Origin of the sequence: Sporosarcina quadrami (assembly GCF_014836615.1) — a bacterium.
Taxonomy (GTDB): Bacteria; Bacillota; Bacilli; order Bacillales_A; family Planococcaceae; genus Sporosarcina; species Sporosarcina quadrami.
In genome coordinates, this window is the sequence record NZ_JACSQN010000001.1 from 370,561 (window position 1) to 383,496 (window position 12,936).

15 protein-coding genes are annotated in these 12,936 nt (G+C 38.8%); 8 read left to right on the forward strand and 7 right to left on the reverse strand.

Annotated features, from left to right (window positions below; translation table 11 throughout):
* Positions 1-7: 7 nt before the first annotated feature.
* Complete coding sequence (locus H9649_RS01900; RefSeq protein ID WP_191692945.1) at positions 8-1,213, reverse strand: toxic anion resistance protein; 1,206 nt, start codon at positions 1,211-1,213, stop codon at positions 8-10.
* On the reverse strand, positions 1,200-1,862 hold the full coding sequence (locus H9649_RS01905; protein WP_191692946.1) for a 5-bromo-4-chloroindolyl phosphate hydrolysis family protein: 663 nt from the start codon (positions 1,860-1,862) through the stop codon (positions 1,200-1,202). The genes H9649_RS01900 and H9649_RS01905 overlap by 14 nt, the downstream gene beginning before the upstream one ends.
* 217 nt (positions 1,863-2,079) lie before the next feature.
* Here H9649_RS01905 and H9649_RS01910 point away from each other — a divergent pair, with 217 nt between their 5' ends.
* Positions 2,080-2,388, forward strand: a complete 309-nt coding sequence (locus H9649_RS01910; RefSeq protein WP_191692947.1) for a DUF1033 family protein — start codon at positions 2,080-2,082, stop codon at positions 2,386-2,388.
* Positions 2,389-2,569: 181 nt separating this feature from the next.
* A complete protein-coding gene (locus H9649_RS01915) occupies positions 2,570-2,770 on the forward strand; it encodes a cold-shock protein (RefSeq protein WP_191692948.1) in 201 nt (66 codons plus the stop codon).
* Positions 2,771-2,877: 107 nt separating this feature from the next.
* Here H9649_RS01915 and H9649_RS01920 read toward each other — a convergent pair whose 3' ends face one another.
* Positions 2,878-4,482 (reverse strand): ABC-F family ATP-binding cassette domain-containing protein, encoded by a 1,605-nt coding sequence (locus H9649_RS01920; protein WP_191692949.1) that lies wholly within the window; start codon positions 4,480-4,482, stop codon positions 2,878-2,880.
* Positions 4,483-4,641: 159 nt separating this feature from the next.
* Complete coding sequence (locus tag H9649_RS01925) at positions 4,642-4,896, reverse strand: hypothetical protein (protein ID WP_191692950.1); 255 nt, start codon at positions 4,894-4,896, stop codon at positions 4,642-4,644.
* 83 nt (positions 4,897-4,979) lie between these two features.
* On the opposite strand from H9649_RS01925, the gene H9649_RS01930 reads away from it, so the two are divergent.
* Positions 4,980-6,182: an MFS transporter gene (locus H9649_RS01930; protein ID WP_191692951.1), complete on the forward strand. Its 1,203-nt coding sequence runs from the start codon at positions 4,980-4,982 to the stop codon at positions 6,180-6,182.
* Positions 6,183-6,210: 28 nt separating this feature from the next.
* Here H9649_RS01930 and msrA read toward each other — a convergent pair whose 3' ends face one another.
* Together msrA and H9649_RS01940 are read right to left on the reverse strand one after the other, a co-directional pair.
* Positions 6,211-6,741 (reverse strand): peptide-methionine (S)-S-oxide reductase MsrA, encoded by a 531-nt coding sequence (msrA, locus tag H9649_RS01935; protein WP_191692952.1) that lies wholly within the window; start codon positions 6,739-6,741, stop codon positions 6,211-6,213.
* Between the two features lie 219 nt (positions 6,742-6,960).
* On the reverse strand, positions 6,961-7,059 hold the full coding sequence (locus tag H9649_RS01940) for a YjcZ family sporulation protein (RefSeq protein WP_191692953.1): 99 nt from the start codon (positions 7,057-7,059) through the stop codon (positions 6,961-6,963).
* A 175-nt stretch (positions 7,060-7,234) separates the two neighbouring features.
* Between H9649_RS01940 and H9649_RS01945 the strand changes: the two genes are divergently transcribed.
* Both H9649_RS01945 and H9649_RS01950 read left to right on the forward strand, forming a co-directional pair.
* Positions 7,235-8,197, forward strand: a complete 963-nt coding sequence (locus H9649_RS01945; RefSeq protein WP_225229605.1) for an LCP family protein — start codon at positions 7,235-7,237, stop codon at positions 8,195-8,197.
* A 21-nt stretch (positions 8,198-8,218) separates the two neighbouring features.
* A complete protein-coding gene (locus H9649_RS01950; RefSeq protein WP_191692955.1) occupies positions 8,219-9,430 on the forward strand; it encodes an AI-2E family transporter in 1,212 nt (403 codons plus the stop codon).
* A gap of 75 nt (positions 9,431-9,505) precedes the next feature.
* On the opposite strand, the gene H9649_RS01955 is transcribed toward H9649_RS01950, so the two are convergent.
* Positions 9,506-10,495 carry a substrate-binding domain-containing protein gene (locus tag H9649_RS01955; protein WP_191692956.1) on the reverse strand — a complete coding sequence of 330 codons (990 nt, stop codon included), beginning with the start codon at positions 10,493-10,495 and terminating at the stop codon, positions 9,506-9,508.
* A gap of 193 nt (positions 10,496-10,688) precedes the next feature.
* Between H9649_RS01955 and modA the strand changes: the two genes are divergently transcribed.
* From modA to H9649_RS01970, 3 genes are read left to right on the forward strand one after another with little or no spacing between them, the layout of a single operon-like run.
* A complete protein-coding gene (gene modA, locus H9649_RS01960; protein ID WP_191692957.1) occupies positions 10,689-11,456 on the forward strand; it encodes a molybdate ABC transporter substrate-binding protein in 768 nt (255 codons plus the stop codon).
* A gap of 17 nt (positions 11,457-11,473) precedes the next feature.
* Positions 11,474-12,169: a molybdate ABC transporter permease subunit gene (modB, locus tag H9649_RS01965; protein ID WP_191692958.1), complete on the forward strand. Its 696-nt coding sequence runs from the start codon at positions 11,474-11,476 to the stop codon at positions 12,167-12,169.
* A 4-nt stretch (positions 12,170-12,173) separates the two neighbouring features.
* Positions 12,174-12,830: an ATP-binding cassette domain-containing protein gene (locus H9649_RS01970; RefSeq protein ID WP_191692959.1), complete on the forward strand. Its 657-nt coding sequence runs from the start codon at positions 12,174-12,176 to the stop codon at positions 12,828-12,830.
* Positions 12,831-12,936: the final 106 nt, after the last annotated feature.

Here is a 12,936-nt window from a genome sequence, read left to right on the forward strand (position 1 = left end):
ATCGATCTTACAATGGACGATTTGGTGATTGTGTTTTTTCGTGAACAGCGAGTAAACGCGTTTTTAGCTCTTCTTCCATACGAGCAATTTCTACTTCAGCCGCTTTACGTTTTGCACGGCCATCCGCTTGAATCATTAAAGTTTCTTCGATTGTCTGAATTAGGTTTTCTTGTGTTTTCTTTAACGTGTCGATTTCAACGATGCCTCGTTCATTTTCTTTCGCCGTTTCAATTGAATTGACTTTAAGCATTTCAGAGTTCTTCAAAAGAAGATCATTTGTTGTTTTAGTGACGAGTCGTTGTGATTCAACAGCTTTTCTTTGCCTATTAAGCGTAAGTGCTATCGCAATTTGGTTTTTCCATAATGGAATGGATGTCATAATAGACGACTGTATTTTTTCAGCAAGTGTTTGGTTCGTCTGTTGGATCATTCGGATTTGTGGAGCACTTTGTATCGTAATCTGTCTAGAAAGCTGGAGATCATATAGCCGTTTTTCCAATCTATCAAGGAATTGCCCCATGTCATTCACTTCTTGAAAAGCCATTTGATCATTTGAAAGCTCAGCTTTTCTTTGCATTTCCGGGATAATCACAGTAGCAATTTCATCTCGTTTAATTTCTGCCGCTGCAATATAAATATTCAAAGCTTGGAAATAGGTCTTATTTTGTTCATATAAATTATCGAGCATATGAACATCTTCCAGTAAACCGCGTTTTGAATGTTCAAGCTGTACACCAATACGATCAATTTGTGTACTTAATTTTTGGTACTTCGTCATCATTTCCTGAATAGAACGGCTTGCTTTGCTGAATAGGCGGCTTAGTCCGGTCTTTTTCTTGTCTGATAAATCTTCAGGGTCTATTTCAGAAAGTTTCCCCATAAGATCACTTAATACATCACCTACTGGACCAATATCTTTACTTTGAACATGATCAAGCATTTTATGGGAAAAACGTGAAAGTTCATTTTGAGCGTTAGCACCATATGTGATAATTGCTTCATAATTGCCAACCGGAATCTGGTCTGCGAGCTGTTTCGCTTTTTCTTGTTCTTCAGGCTTCAGGCGATCGAGCAATTTTACTGCTGTCTGTTCCTTTGTCTGTTCAGTCTGCATCTCTTTTGGGAGAAGAGGCTCATTCATGTTGAATGGATTATCAAGCAAATCATCCATTGTTTTAACTTCTTCGGTAATCATCTCTTTATTTTCTGTCATTTGGTAGTTCTCCTCTCATCTCAAGTAACGGTTTATTCTTATTCATTGTTACATCAACATAATCGAGTTCTAATTGCAGTTGTTCAATATCGGTCGCTAATGCACCTCGCAAATCTTGTTCGAGTTGTTTATTAACATCTGTTAACGTTTCCCTCGTTTGCTGAAGTGCTAACCTGATTTCTTGGTCTTTTAATGGTTGATTAACTAAAATAGCATATTTAGAAGTCAATTCGACTGCTGAATCTAAATGGGAATAAAAGAATTTCTCAACATGATAGAATTTTTTAGGGTTTTTACGGACAATCTGTAGAATCCTTCTAGCTAGGTTATTCATTTCATAAACTTGTTTAAATGCCTGTACAGAACGGACTTGTCCGTAAAGGCTGTTCAACTTCTTAATTTTTCCGTTCGCTTCAGAAATTTGCGTTTTAATATGTTTATATTCGGATCTTGACATCCCGAGTTCTTTCACATTTGAATTTAGTTGAAGTTGTTTGATCGTAAAGTTACCACCAAGATAGATCGCTATCATCATACCCGTCGCCATGAAAGGATTTATGCCGGCAGCAAAGATCAGTGTTAACCAACTTCCGAAACTAACGGGTGCAAGTATGAAGTGCCTTTGGAAAAAATGTTTTACTTCTTGCATGATCTTCAGGCCTCCCTGTTTTCTCTATACTCTTTACTACGTTTAAGTAGGGTGAAAAGTTTCATGTGAATTTCGTGTCTCTACTACGATTATAACTGAAATCATCGCGAAATACATTCATATGAGTACGTCAATCCATTTACTTGGATAGTTAGTATGAATTTGTTAAGATAAATCCACTTACTGCGGTATTGATCTAAAGGAGGTTGCTTAAGTTATGTATGAAATCATTTATATCAAAGCAGATTACGAGCCGTGGTGGATGTTTGAAGAGTGGGAGAATACTATTGTAAAACGCCAAACATTTGAAACGATAGAAGAAGCGCAAGGGTACTTAGATGAATTGAATCAGACTTTTAAAACTCAGTATGATTGCTTTGAAGTTCGGAAAGATTGTTTCTTTGCATATTGGACAATAGGCGAACAAATTTTTTGTGAAGGATGCGATGACAATCTTCAAATTTTCCATGGTATTATTTCGATGAAGGACGGGAAACCTTCACCTATAAAACCGTTTAATAATTAGAATATTTGATAATGTTATATTGACAATTAATTTGGGTATGGTATAGTTACAGTAAGAAAACTGCACAATCGGCTATAACGTATTCACGTATTACAAAAGGTGATCGGCGTTGTCGGTGCCTTTTGTAATATGTGAATTTTTTTCATATATTATAAAGTATAATATTTGGAGGTAGTCACACATGAAACAAGGTACAGTAAAATGGTTTAACGCTGAAAAGGGCTTCGGTTTTATCGAAGTCGATGGAGAAGATGATGTATTCGTACACTTCTCAGCAATTCAGGGAGACGGATTCAAGTCATTGGATGAAGGCCAGCAAGTTGAGTTCGAAGTTGTAGAAGGTAATCGTGGTCTTCAAGCTGCTAATGTAACTAAACTATAATTCGTCAGTTTGAAAGAGACACCATATTTGGTGTCTCTTTTTTGGTTCTTATTATTAAAAGAAAAGCCGCTACCCAGAAACGGGAGCGGCTACCATTTAGTAATGAATTAAACAGTTTGTTGTTGGTCTTTCCATTCCAAATACTCATCATATTGCATCATCTTGTCAAAGATTGTTCCGTCTTCGCGGATTTCAATAATCCGATTGGCAACGGTTTGAATGAACTGTTGGTCATGAGAAGTGAATACCATCGCACCTTTAAATGAAATCAACCCGTTATTAAGCGCTTGAATAGATTCAAGATCTAAGTGGTTCATCGGCTCATCCAAGAGTAGGACGTTTGCTGATGTCAGCATCATTTTGGAAAGCATGCAACGTACTTTTTCTCCTCCTGAAAGAACTGAAGGCTTTTTCTTAACTTCTTCACCGGAAAACAGCATACGACCGAGGAATCCACGCAAGAAAGTTTCGGTTTGGTCTTCTGGTGAATACTGACGTAACCAATCTACCAATGAAGGCTCAGATCCTTCGAAAAACTCGGTATTGTCAAGAGGGAAGTAAGCACGTGAAGTCGTGACACCCCACTTAATAGAACCTTCATCCGGTTGTGCCTCTTCTGCTAAAATTTCGAGTAAAGCCGTTTTTGCAAGAGGATTTCCAAGAAGAATAATTTTATCTTCTTTGTTCATCGTGAATGTTGCATCTTTCAATAAGACTTTATCTTCTTGTTTCTTTGACACGCCTTGGATTGTAAGTACGTCATTTCCAATTTCGCGACCAATTTGGAAGTTGACGAATGGATAACGACGGGAAGAAGGTTTAATGTCATCCAACTCGATTTTCTCCAAAGCTTTTTTACGGGATGTTGCTTGTTTAGATTTAGATGCGTTTGCACTGAATCGTGCTACGAATGCTTGAAGTTCTTTAATTTTCTCTTCTTTTTTCTTGTTTTGATCTTGAGCCATTCTCATAGCTAATTGGCTGGACTCATACCAAAAATCATAGTTACCAGGGAAGAGTTGAATTTTCGAGAAATCCAAATCTGCAATTTGCGTACAAACCTTATTAAGGAAGTGACGGTCGTGGGATACGACGATAACAGTATTATCAAAGTTAATAAGGAACTCTTCTAGCCATTGGATTGCTTTCAAGTCCAAGTGGTTTGTAGGCTCATCCAGAAGAAGGACATCAGGTTTGCCGAATAAAGCTTGTGCAAGGAGCACTTTAACTTTATCGGAACCGCTTAGTTCTTCCATTTTTACGTGATGAATTGATTCAGGTAAGCCTAAACCTTGAAGAAGGATTGCTGCTTCGGATTCAGCTTCCCAACCGTTTAGTTCTCCAAACTCCCCTTCAAGTTCAGCAGCACGCATACCATCCTCGTCTGAAAAATCCTCTTTCATGTAAATCGCGTTTTTTTCAGTCATTATGTCATACAGACGCTTGTGGCCCATAATGACAGTATCAAGAACTTCATTTTCTTCATATTCAAAGTGGTTCTGTTTTAAGACGGCCAGACGCTCATCTTTGTTCATAATGACATTTCCTGACTGAGGTTCAAGTTCACCTGACAAAATCTTAAGGAACGTAGACTTACCTGCACCGTTTGCACCGATTAATCCGTAGCAATGACCAGGATTAAACTGTATATTAACATCTTCAAACAGTTTACGGTCACCGAATTGAAGACTTACATTACTTACTGCTATCATAAAAAAATCCTCCTAAATTCACAATGCTCCCATTATAGCACGAATCCTTTTGCAAGTGGTATGTGTTCGATTCCATTGTTGTTATTTTTATTCTTCATGTTATATGCTAAGTAAGCGTAAAATACATCCCTTAATATTTTGAAGAGGGGTGAGGGGAATCTATTGGTTTGTCGTATGTCGATTAAATACAGATCGTTCTCGGTATGCTTGTAAGTTTCCTAACTCTTTATTGAGTAAGTATTCCATTTTTACATAGTCTTTTCTTGTAGGAATTGCAGTTTCGTCAAGACCTGACATTGAATAAATGAAATAATAGTTTTTCACTTGGCGAAAGATGACAACGGTTGTAGGGAATTGACTGAATACACCTTTAATTTGATATCCGCGCCAGTATTCCCACTGGAGTAACTCCATATACAAACACCCTTTCTATTAGACTAGTATATTGTGAAAGTAGACCAAACGCAAGTTCGAGAAGTTACGGAAAGGTGAATGGAATGACAAATAAAAAATCTGCAATTATTTCTATATCTACCCTAGTTGCGATATTTGCAGTAGCGATTAACATGCGACCTGCAATAACGTCAATTGGTCCAATGCTTGATGTAATGAGAGAAGAGTTAGTGCTAACAAATGCTCAAGTAACTTTATTGACTACTTTACCTGTTGTTTGCATGGGGGTGTTTGCGACGCTTGCGCCACTGCTAAATAGGTTGTTGGGACTTCGCAATACAATGTATTCGATGTTGATGGTTGTAGGTCTGTTTACTGCGTTAAGAGGATTCTACGCCAATTATGCGATACTCGTCCTATCATCGATTTTTATCGGTATAGCGATTGCCATCATGGGTCCGTTAGTATCAGCAATGATCAAACAGCGTTTTCCGGACAGAGCGGCTTCTGTCATCGGTGTTTACTCATTCGGCATGGGAGTGGGGGCCACGATGAGTGCCGGCCTCACTGTGTTGTTTTATGAAAAAAGCGGTTCATATCCACTCGCGCTTGGTAGCTGGTCATTACTATCAATTATTGGACTTGTTTTTTGGTCAGCGGCTATGCTAAACAGGGGGGGAGTGAAGAAATCCGTTCCTGTACAAGTTTACAAATCCCAAACAGCACAAGTATCGCCATGGAAAGTGAAAAAGGCTTGGATTTTTCTCTTGTTTTTCGGTTTACAGGCTTCCGCTTTCTTTTCTATAATTACTTGGTTAGTCCCGATTGCTCTAGCAAAAGGAATGACTTTACTGCAAGCAGGTACACTCGTCAGTATCATGACATCAGTACAAATTGTTCTCAACATCGTTCTGCCGTTGTTGATGGAGCGATTCCAAGCGAGGAAGTTATGGCTCATTATACTTCTGTTAATAGGATTTGCAGCCATAGCACTGTTATGGAGTGGTGTCAGTACGTTCATGTGGATCGGAGCAGCTATGATGGGAGTACCTCTAGGTGGTCTATTCCCAGCTGCGCTTGTATTACCGCTTGATGAAACTAGAACGCCAGGGGAGACAAATGCATGGACGGCGATGATGCAAACAGGCGGCTTTATTCTTGCGGGAGTTGTTCCGCTTCTCATTGCAATTTTATATGACTATACCGGAAACCATAATTATACGTTTATGATCTTCACTTTACTATTTCTTGGAATGTTCATTTTGACATTCATTATAGGAGACAAAAACGGCAGTAAGGATAGTTAATCCTAACTGCCGTTCGCTTTATTGTATTTTATTTCCAGTATTCGGTTATGAACTCATCTCTTCCGGACTTTTCACGATCTTCTATATAATGATCTTTTTCTTTTAAATAGTAGTCTTGATGATAATCTTCAGCGATATGGAATGTTTCCGCAGCGCGAATTGGAGTCACAATCGGATTCGAGAATTTTCCGCTAGACGAAAGATTTTCTTTCGACTTTTCCGCAATCTGACGCTGTTCGTCGTTATAATAGAAAATAGCTGTCGTATAGGAGTGTCCCCGATCTTGAAATTGACCGCCTGCATCTGTGGGATCTATTTGTTGCCAATATACTTCTAATAATTGTTCGTAGCTAAAGAGTGTTGGGTCAAAAGTGATTTCCACAACTTCAAGATGACCAGAATCTCCGCGTTTAACATCATCGTATGTAGGATTTTCAACATGTCCTCCCATATAACCTGAAACGACGTCCTGTATGCCTTCCCATTCTTTAAATGGCTTCACCATGCACCAAAAGCAACCTCCTGCAAATGCTGCTTTTTCAAATTTATTGTTTGACATCGCGCACAACCTCCAGCTTATAGTATATTGAGATTATAGCATATTTCAACTAACGACCTATTTCTAACTGCTTTTTTAAAAAAAGCATTAAAAAAGATTGCCTAGTCGTCATTATAGACGATAGTGCAATCTTTATGAGAGATGCCGATAAGTGGCTCCAGTATTCTTTAATTCAGTCCCTACTCTAAAACGTCTGAACTACTGTTTGATTCTGATTGGTTAATATAAATAACTTGCTCCAATTATGATCAACAATATGAACAATACAACAAGCAGTGCGAAAGAGAATCCACTCTTTGTACCGACTTCATTTCCCATCAATCCCACCACCTTCTATATAGACTATGCAGCGAAGATGAATGTCCATAGGTAATACTGCACCTCTTTTTTATTTAAATTTATTTTGTTAATGATATACTTGCATGGAACATACGCAACCCGGCGCAAAACCAATCGTCCTAAGGAGGACAACACTTTTTTGGAGGAATCGAATTTGACTGACGAACATTACGAAGGACCGGTGCCGAGAAGAAGAAGACGGAAGAAATTACGTGTCGGGAGACTGATTGTAACAATCTTATTCTTACTATTTCTAGTCATTGGTTTTTATTCATACTTCCAATATAATCTTGGACAATCATTGGCGAGTGGCAATGACATTGATCCTGGACCATTTACGGGAGACGTTACAGATCCTCAAAACCCTTCTGTAGAAAACTACTTGCTATTAGGCATAGACGATGACGGAAGCGGGAAATCACGGACGGATACAATGATGGTGCTTTCGTGGGATAAAAAGAAAGGCTCCGTTCGACTTGTTTCGTTCATGCGTGACATTTATGCGGAAATTCCTGGGTACAAAAACTATAAATTGAATACGGCATATTACTTGAATGGAGTACAAACAACGAAAGATACGATAACCGGCATGTTTGGAATACCGATACATCATTATGTCATCGTAGATTTTGATAACTTCGAATCGATTATAAATATCGCTTTCCCAAAAGGTGTTGAAATCGACGTGCAAAAAGAGATGTCCGAAAAAATCGGTGTAACACTAATGCCCGGCACTCAGCGATTAACTGGAAAAGAGCTATTAGGTTATGCCCGTTTCAGAGCGGATGCTGAAGGAGATTTCGGTCGTGTTCGCAGGCAACAGGAAGTTATAGCTGCTTTAAAGGAAGAAGGATTGCGACCGAGCATGATAGGTCGAATACCAAAGTTAACAGGTGCATTGTCAGGTTTCATTGAAACAGATCTTACTTCAAAAGATGAACTATCCAAAGTACTTACCGTGCTTATGAAAGGAAAAGTGGATATTGAAACAATGACCGTTCCAGTAGAAGGGACATATGAATTTACATCTTATTCTCATGCAGGGTCTGTAATTGAGCTTGATATTGAAAAAAACAAAAATGCATTAAGCCAGTTTCTAAACAGTGAAATTGATTGACGAACCTAGGGGAGTGAATCTATGCGTACTGATAATAATGAATTGAATGAAAAAAAAGCTGAAAGTATTTTTAGCCAACCAAGGATCATCCGGTTTCTTGGCGGAAAGTCATCAATGTTTGTTCTATTGTCGATTTTACTCATTGGTTTGATTATACTTGTGTTCCGTGAAGTATCGTTTATCTTCTATCCAATAAAAGTGTTCTTTTCAACTGTTGTGTTGCCCATCATATTAGCGACAATCGCTTATTATCTATTGCGGCCGATTTTAAGATTGTTAGAGAGGATAAAGATACCTCGAATTTGGGGGATTTTTATTATTTTCATCGGTTTAATCGGTTTAATCACGTTGCTCGTGTTTCTCGTTTTCCCTTTTCTGAAAATGCAATTTACGAATCTTATTGAAGAATTTCCTACATACTTCAAACAGATGCTTATAAACGTTGATACCTTCTTGCGAACATCTATATTTTCTTCGTATTACAAAGAACTGGATATTAATGTGAATGCGTTATTAGATAATGGACTTGGGACAATCGGCCAATTCTTTACGGACACAATAGGTGGGATTGCCTCTGGAATAACTTCGTTCATCTCGACGTTGACAGGAATTATCCTTTCGATAGTTACAGTTCCTTTTATTTTGTTCTATTTACTAAAAGATGGCGAAAAGTTGCCTGCTATTATTAAAAAGATGTTGCCCCCAAGACTGCGAGATGATGCAGAAGAAATTTTACGTGATGCCGATCATCAGATCAGTGCTTATATCCAAGGGCAAATTCTTGTTGCTATTTGTATTGGAATTATGGTTTCCATCGGATTTGTCATCATTGATATGAAGTATCCATTACTACTTGGTGCAATTGCAATGTTTACAAGTGTAGTGCCCTATTTAGGACCTTTAATTGCTATAATACCTGCTGTCATCATAGCGATGGTGTTATCACCTTTTATGCTTGTGAAGCTTGCAATAGTCTGGACGATTGTTCAACTTATTGACGGAAAGTTCATTTCTCCACAAATCATGGGGAAGTCATTACGAATCCATCCCATTACAATCATTTTCGTATTGCTTACTGCAGGATCGTTGTTCGGTGTAGTAGGGGTCATACTCGGGATACCTGGGTACGCATTGCTAAAAGTGTTGTTTACTCATTTGTTCAAATTATTTAAGCTGAGATACAATAAACACGAACCTAATCCAATGATGCATTATGACGAACTTAATAAATGAACTATAAAAAAGGAGTGCTCCTAATAAAAGCACTCCTTTTTATAATTTTATTATGTCAACTAACTATTCGTTTGCTCAATCTGTTTCATACATAACCGCACCCGTGAGTGAAAGGTCATATCCGCTAATAGCGCTCAATTCATTTTGGAATACTTCTGAGCGTAGTGTAGAGAGGATATTGTCTCGTAACACTCTGTTTTCTGCTGTCTTGAACAACACTAGATCATATCTTTCCTGAATGAGAGGGATGAACTCTACGCCGATTAAAGTTGCAGCTCTTTCAATGCCAACACCTACATCGGCCATTCCAGAAAGGACTTTGCTTGCAACGGCGATATGGTTCATCTCCACATTTTCATACCCTTCGATTGTCCTGCCTGTAATCCGCTCAACTTTTAGCATTTCATCTAGCAATACTCTGGCACCCGAGCCGATTTCGCGGTTAACCATTTTTACGTCTTCTCTTTTAAAATCGTTCCAAGAAAGAATTTTTTTAGGGTTATTCTTTTGAACAAATAAACCCGCTTTTCGTGATAAGAGGTTGATGACAATGTACGAATGACCAGACAGTATTCTTTTAATGTAAGGGATATTGTATGTCCCTGTGTCGCCGTCGAACAGATGTGTGCTAACGATGTCCGCACTTCCTTTATACATATCGATTAGACTGTTCAAGCTACCTGTATAAGAGCGGAGCGGCCGAAATCCGTTACCGCTTTTTTCGATTGCACTTGCTAGTAAATCGAGACTAATATCCTGTCCACTAATGATCAATTGTTGTGAAGCGTGAGGCGGGAAAACAGGGGAGGGAGATACTGTCTCTTCTGGTACTGGTACCTGTATCGATGAAGCTTCCGCATGTGTCTCGTGTGTGGTAGAGGCGCCGCCACTTTTACTGACATTTTTATAATCATCTAAATCAGTTGCATCGATTCGCATTTGTCGACCGACACGATAAGCACGCAGTTCTCCTTTTTTGATTAAATCGTAAATCGTCAACTTAGAAACTTTCAGTAAATCTGCTATTTCTTCGGTCGTATAAGAAGCTGTCTGGTTGTTTGCCATAGTAACCTCCCATTGTTAGAGTACTTTCATTTTCTCTTAAACCTGTGTGGATTGCAACAGTGAAGTAATAAGTGGGAATAAGTACGTATAATAGAATATATATAAATATGAATAATTATAAGTAGATATAAATGGTTATAACATGTTATATTTAGATATATCTAAATATATTCAAATAAAGGGGATGATGTTAATGAAGAGCATCTCACAGTTTTTCTTTTTTGCGGTCATACTGATCTTTGTAACGGGGTGTACTTCTAAAGATGAAACGAAGGACGTTGAAATTATGGTATCTGCAGCTGCTAGTTTGACGGACGCTTTGAACAATTTGAAGAACGTATACGAAGAGAACAATGAAAATGTATTGGTCACATTTAATTTTGGGAGTTCTGGTAAATTAGCAACTCAACTTGAACAAGGAGCACCATCAGATCTATTTTTGTCTGCTAGCGTAAAAGACATGGACAAGGTAACATCGCTCGGATTAATTAATGAAGCATCTAAGGTTAATTTCACGCGAAATGCGTTAGTGCTAATTACGCATACTGATTCAGATTTACAAATGACTTCGTTTGAAGACATCGACCCTGACAATATTGGTCATTTCGCTGTCGGTGAACCTGAAAGTGTTCCGGTCGGTCGGTATACGAAAGACGTATTCGATCATCTCGGAATGTGGAACGCACTGAAATCCCACATGGTCATGGGGTCCGATGTTCGGCAAGTATTGACTCATGTGGAAATGGGGAATGCAGATCTTGGAGTTGTCTATTCCAGTGATGCCTTCATATCTGATAAAGTAAAAGTACTGGCTGAAGCTGATCCAGCTTGGCATGCTCCGATTGTCTATCCAGGTGCAGTCATAAGTGAAGCAAAACAGCCACAAGCAGCTCAGGATTTTCTTGACTTTTTGACTAGCGACGAAGGCAAGAATGTTCTCAAGGAATATGGTTTTAAGTAAGTAAAAAGGAGATTGTTATGAGTGGAGTGGATTATTCACCTTTAGTATTATCGTTAAAAGTGGCACTGATTTCAACTTCGATTGTTTTTGTGTTAGGTGTATTCTTTGCACATCAATTTGCACGTAAAGATTTTTTCGGTAAAAGTGTCATTGAATCATTCTTTATGTTGCCGCTCGTATTACCACCGACAGTTGTTGGTTTTGGGTTGCTGATTTTATTCGGCAAGAAAGGATGGATCGGCAAGTTGTTGCTTGAGTGGTTTGATTATCAAATTGTCTTCACATGGATTGCAGCTGTTATTGCAGCTGTCGTTGTGTCATTTCCGCTTATGTATCAGAGTGCGTCGGCGGCTTTTGAGAGTCTTGACGAAAAACTCGAGAATGCTGCAAGGACGATGGGCGCTTCAGAATGGCGGTTGTTCAGGACAATCACATTTCCGCTTGCTTGGCCAGGAGTACTTGCAGGACTCGTGTTGTCTTTCGCTAGGGGACTAGGTGAGTTCGGCGCGACACTTATGCTTGCGGGTTACATACCCGGGAAGACTGATACGATTCCTATGGCAATCTATTTCGCTGTTGAATCAGGCCAAATGGAAAAGGCGACTTTTTGGGTTATTATCATTGTCGCTTTAGGCTTTAGTACAATTATGTGGTTGAATTGGTGGAGTAAGAGGAATATGAGACGATTTACGAACGAAAAACGAAACAGGTGATGAAATGCTTGAAGTGAAACTAAAAAAGAGACTGTTTCATTATGAGATGGATGTTAACTTTACAATGGATAATGAAATTCTTGTGCTCTTCGGTCCGTCCGGTTCAGGTAAAACGACGATTTTACACTGTATAGCTGGGATTACGGCACCTGACAAAGGTAATATAAGTCTGGGTGGTCAAACATTTTATGATAGGTCTATGAAAACTGTTCCGACACAAAGACGCAATATTGGTTATCTATTTCAAGATTATGCATTGTTTCCCCATATGACAGTGGAGAAGAATATTCATTATGGAGTGAAAAAGAAAGCGCATAAAACAGATTTTGTCATAGAACAACTGTTAGAAGTGCTCGGTATCAAACATCTTTTGCCAAAGTATCCTCACCAGATTTCTGGAGGTGAAAAGCAACGTGTCGCTTTAGCGAGAGCATTGACAACAGAGCCGTCAATTCTTTTGCTAGATGAACCTTTGTCAGCACTCGACAAGGACACACGGATAGAGTGTCAGGATGAATTGATTCGGCTGCATGAATTATGGAAGATCCCATTCATTATCGTCACGCATGATATGGACGAAGCGGAAAGGCTAGGTCATCGGATTGTCTTTTTGGAAGAAGGTAAAATTATTAGGCAAGAATGTCGTGCTCGAAACTTTTGACACTCTTTAAAACAAACACCTTACCTTTTTGATGTGACCCCTAAAAGTTAGAGTTTTATATTACGCAGCTAATTGGCTGGCGTGAAGACGGTACTGAACCGGACTC

Coding starts and splice junctions, on each gene's coding strand:
- H9649_RS01900 (WP_191692945.1), bottom strand. CDS start 1,213: ATGACAGAAAATAAAGAGATGATTACCGAAGAAGTTAAAACAATGGAT.
- H9649_RS01905 (WP_191692946.1), bottom strand. CDS start 1,862: ATGCAAGAAGTAAAACATTTTTTCCAAAGGCACTTCATACTTGCACCC.
- H9649_RS01910 (WP_191692947.1), top strand. CDS start 2,080: ATGTATGAAATCATTTATATCAAAGCAGATTACGAGCCGTGGTGGATG.
- H9649_RS01915 (WP_191692948.1), top strand. CDS start 2,570: ATGAAACAAGGTACAGTAAAATGGTTTAACGCTGAAAAGGGCTTCGGT.
- H9649_RS01920 (WP_191692949.1), bottom strand. CDS start 4,482: ATGATAGCAGTAAGTAATGTAAGTCTTCAATTCGGTGACCGTAAACTG.
- H9649_RS01925 (WP_191692950.1), bottom strand. CDS start 4,896: ATGGAGTTACTCCAGTGGGAATACTGGCGCGGATATCAAATTAAAGGT.
- H9649_RS01930 (WP_191692951.1), top strand. CDS start 4,980: ATGACAAATAAAAAATCTGCAATTATTTCTATATCTACCCTAGTTGCG.
- msrA (WP_191692952.1), bottom strand. CDS start 6,741: ATGTCAAACAATAAATTTGAAAAAGCAGCATTTGCAGGAGGTTGCTTT.
- H9649_RS01940 (WP_191692953.1), bottom strand. CDS start 7,059: ATGGGAAATGAAGTCGGTACAAAGAGTGGATTCTCTTTCGCACTGCTT.
- H9649_RS01950 (WP_191692955.1), top strand. CDS start 8,219: ATGCGTACTGATAATAATGAATTGAATGAAAAAAAAGCTGAAAGTATT.
- H9649_RS01955 (WP_191692956.1), bottom strand. CDS start 10,495: ATGGCAAACAACCAGACAGCTTCTTATACGACCGAAGAAATAGCAGAT.
- modA (WP_191692957.1), top strand. CDS start 10,689: ATGAAGAGCATCTCACAGTTTTTCTTTTTTGCGGTCATACTGATCTTT.
- modB (WP_191692958.1), top strand. CDS start 11,474: ATGAGTGGAGTGGATTATTCACCTTTAGTATTATCGTTAAAAGTGGCA.
- H9649_RS01970 (WP_191692959.1), top strand. CDS start 12,174: ATGCTTGAAGTGAAACTAAAAAAGAGACTGTTTCATTATGAGATGGAT.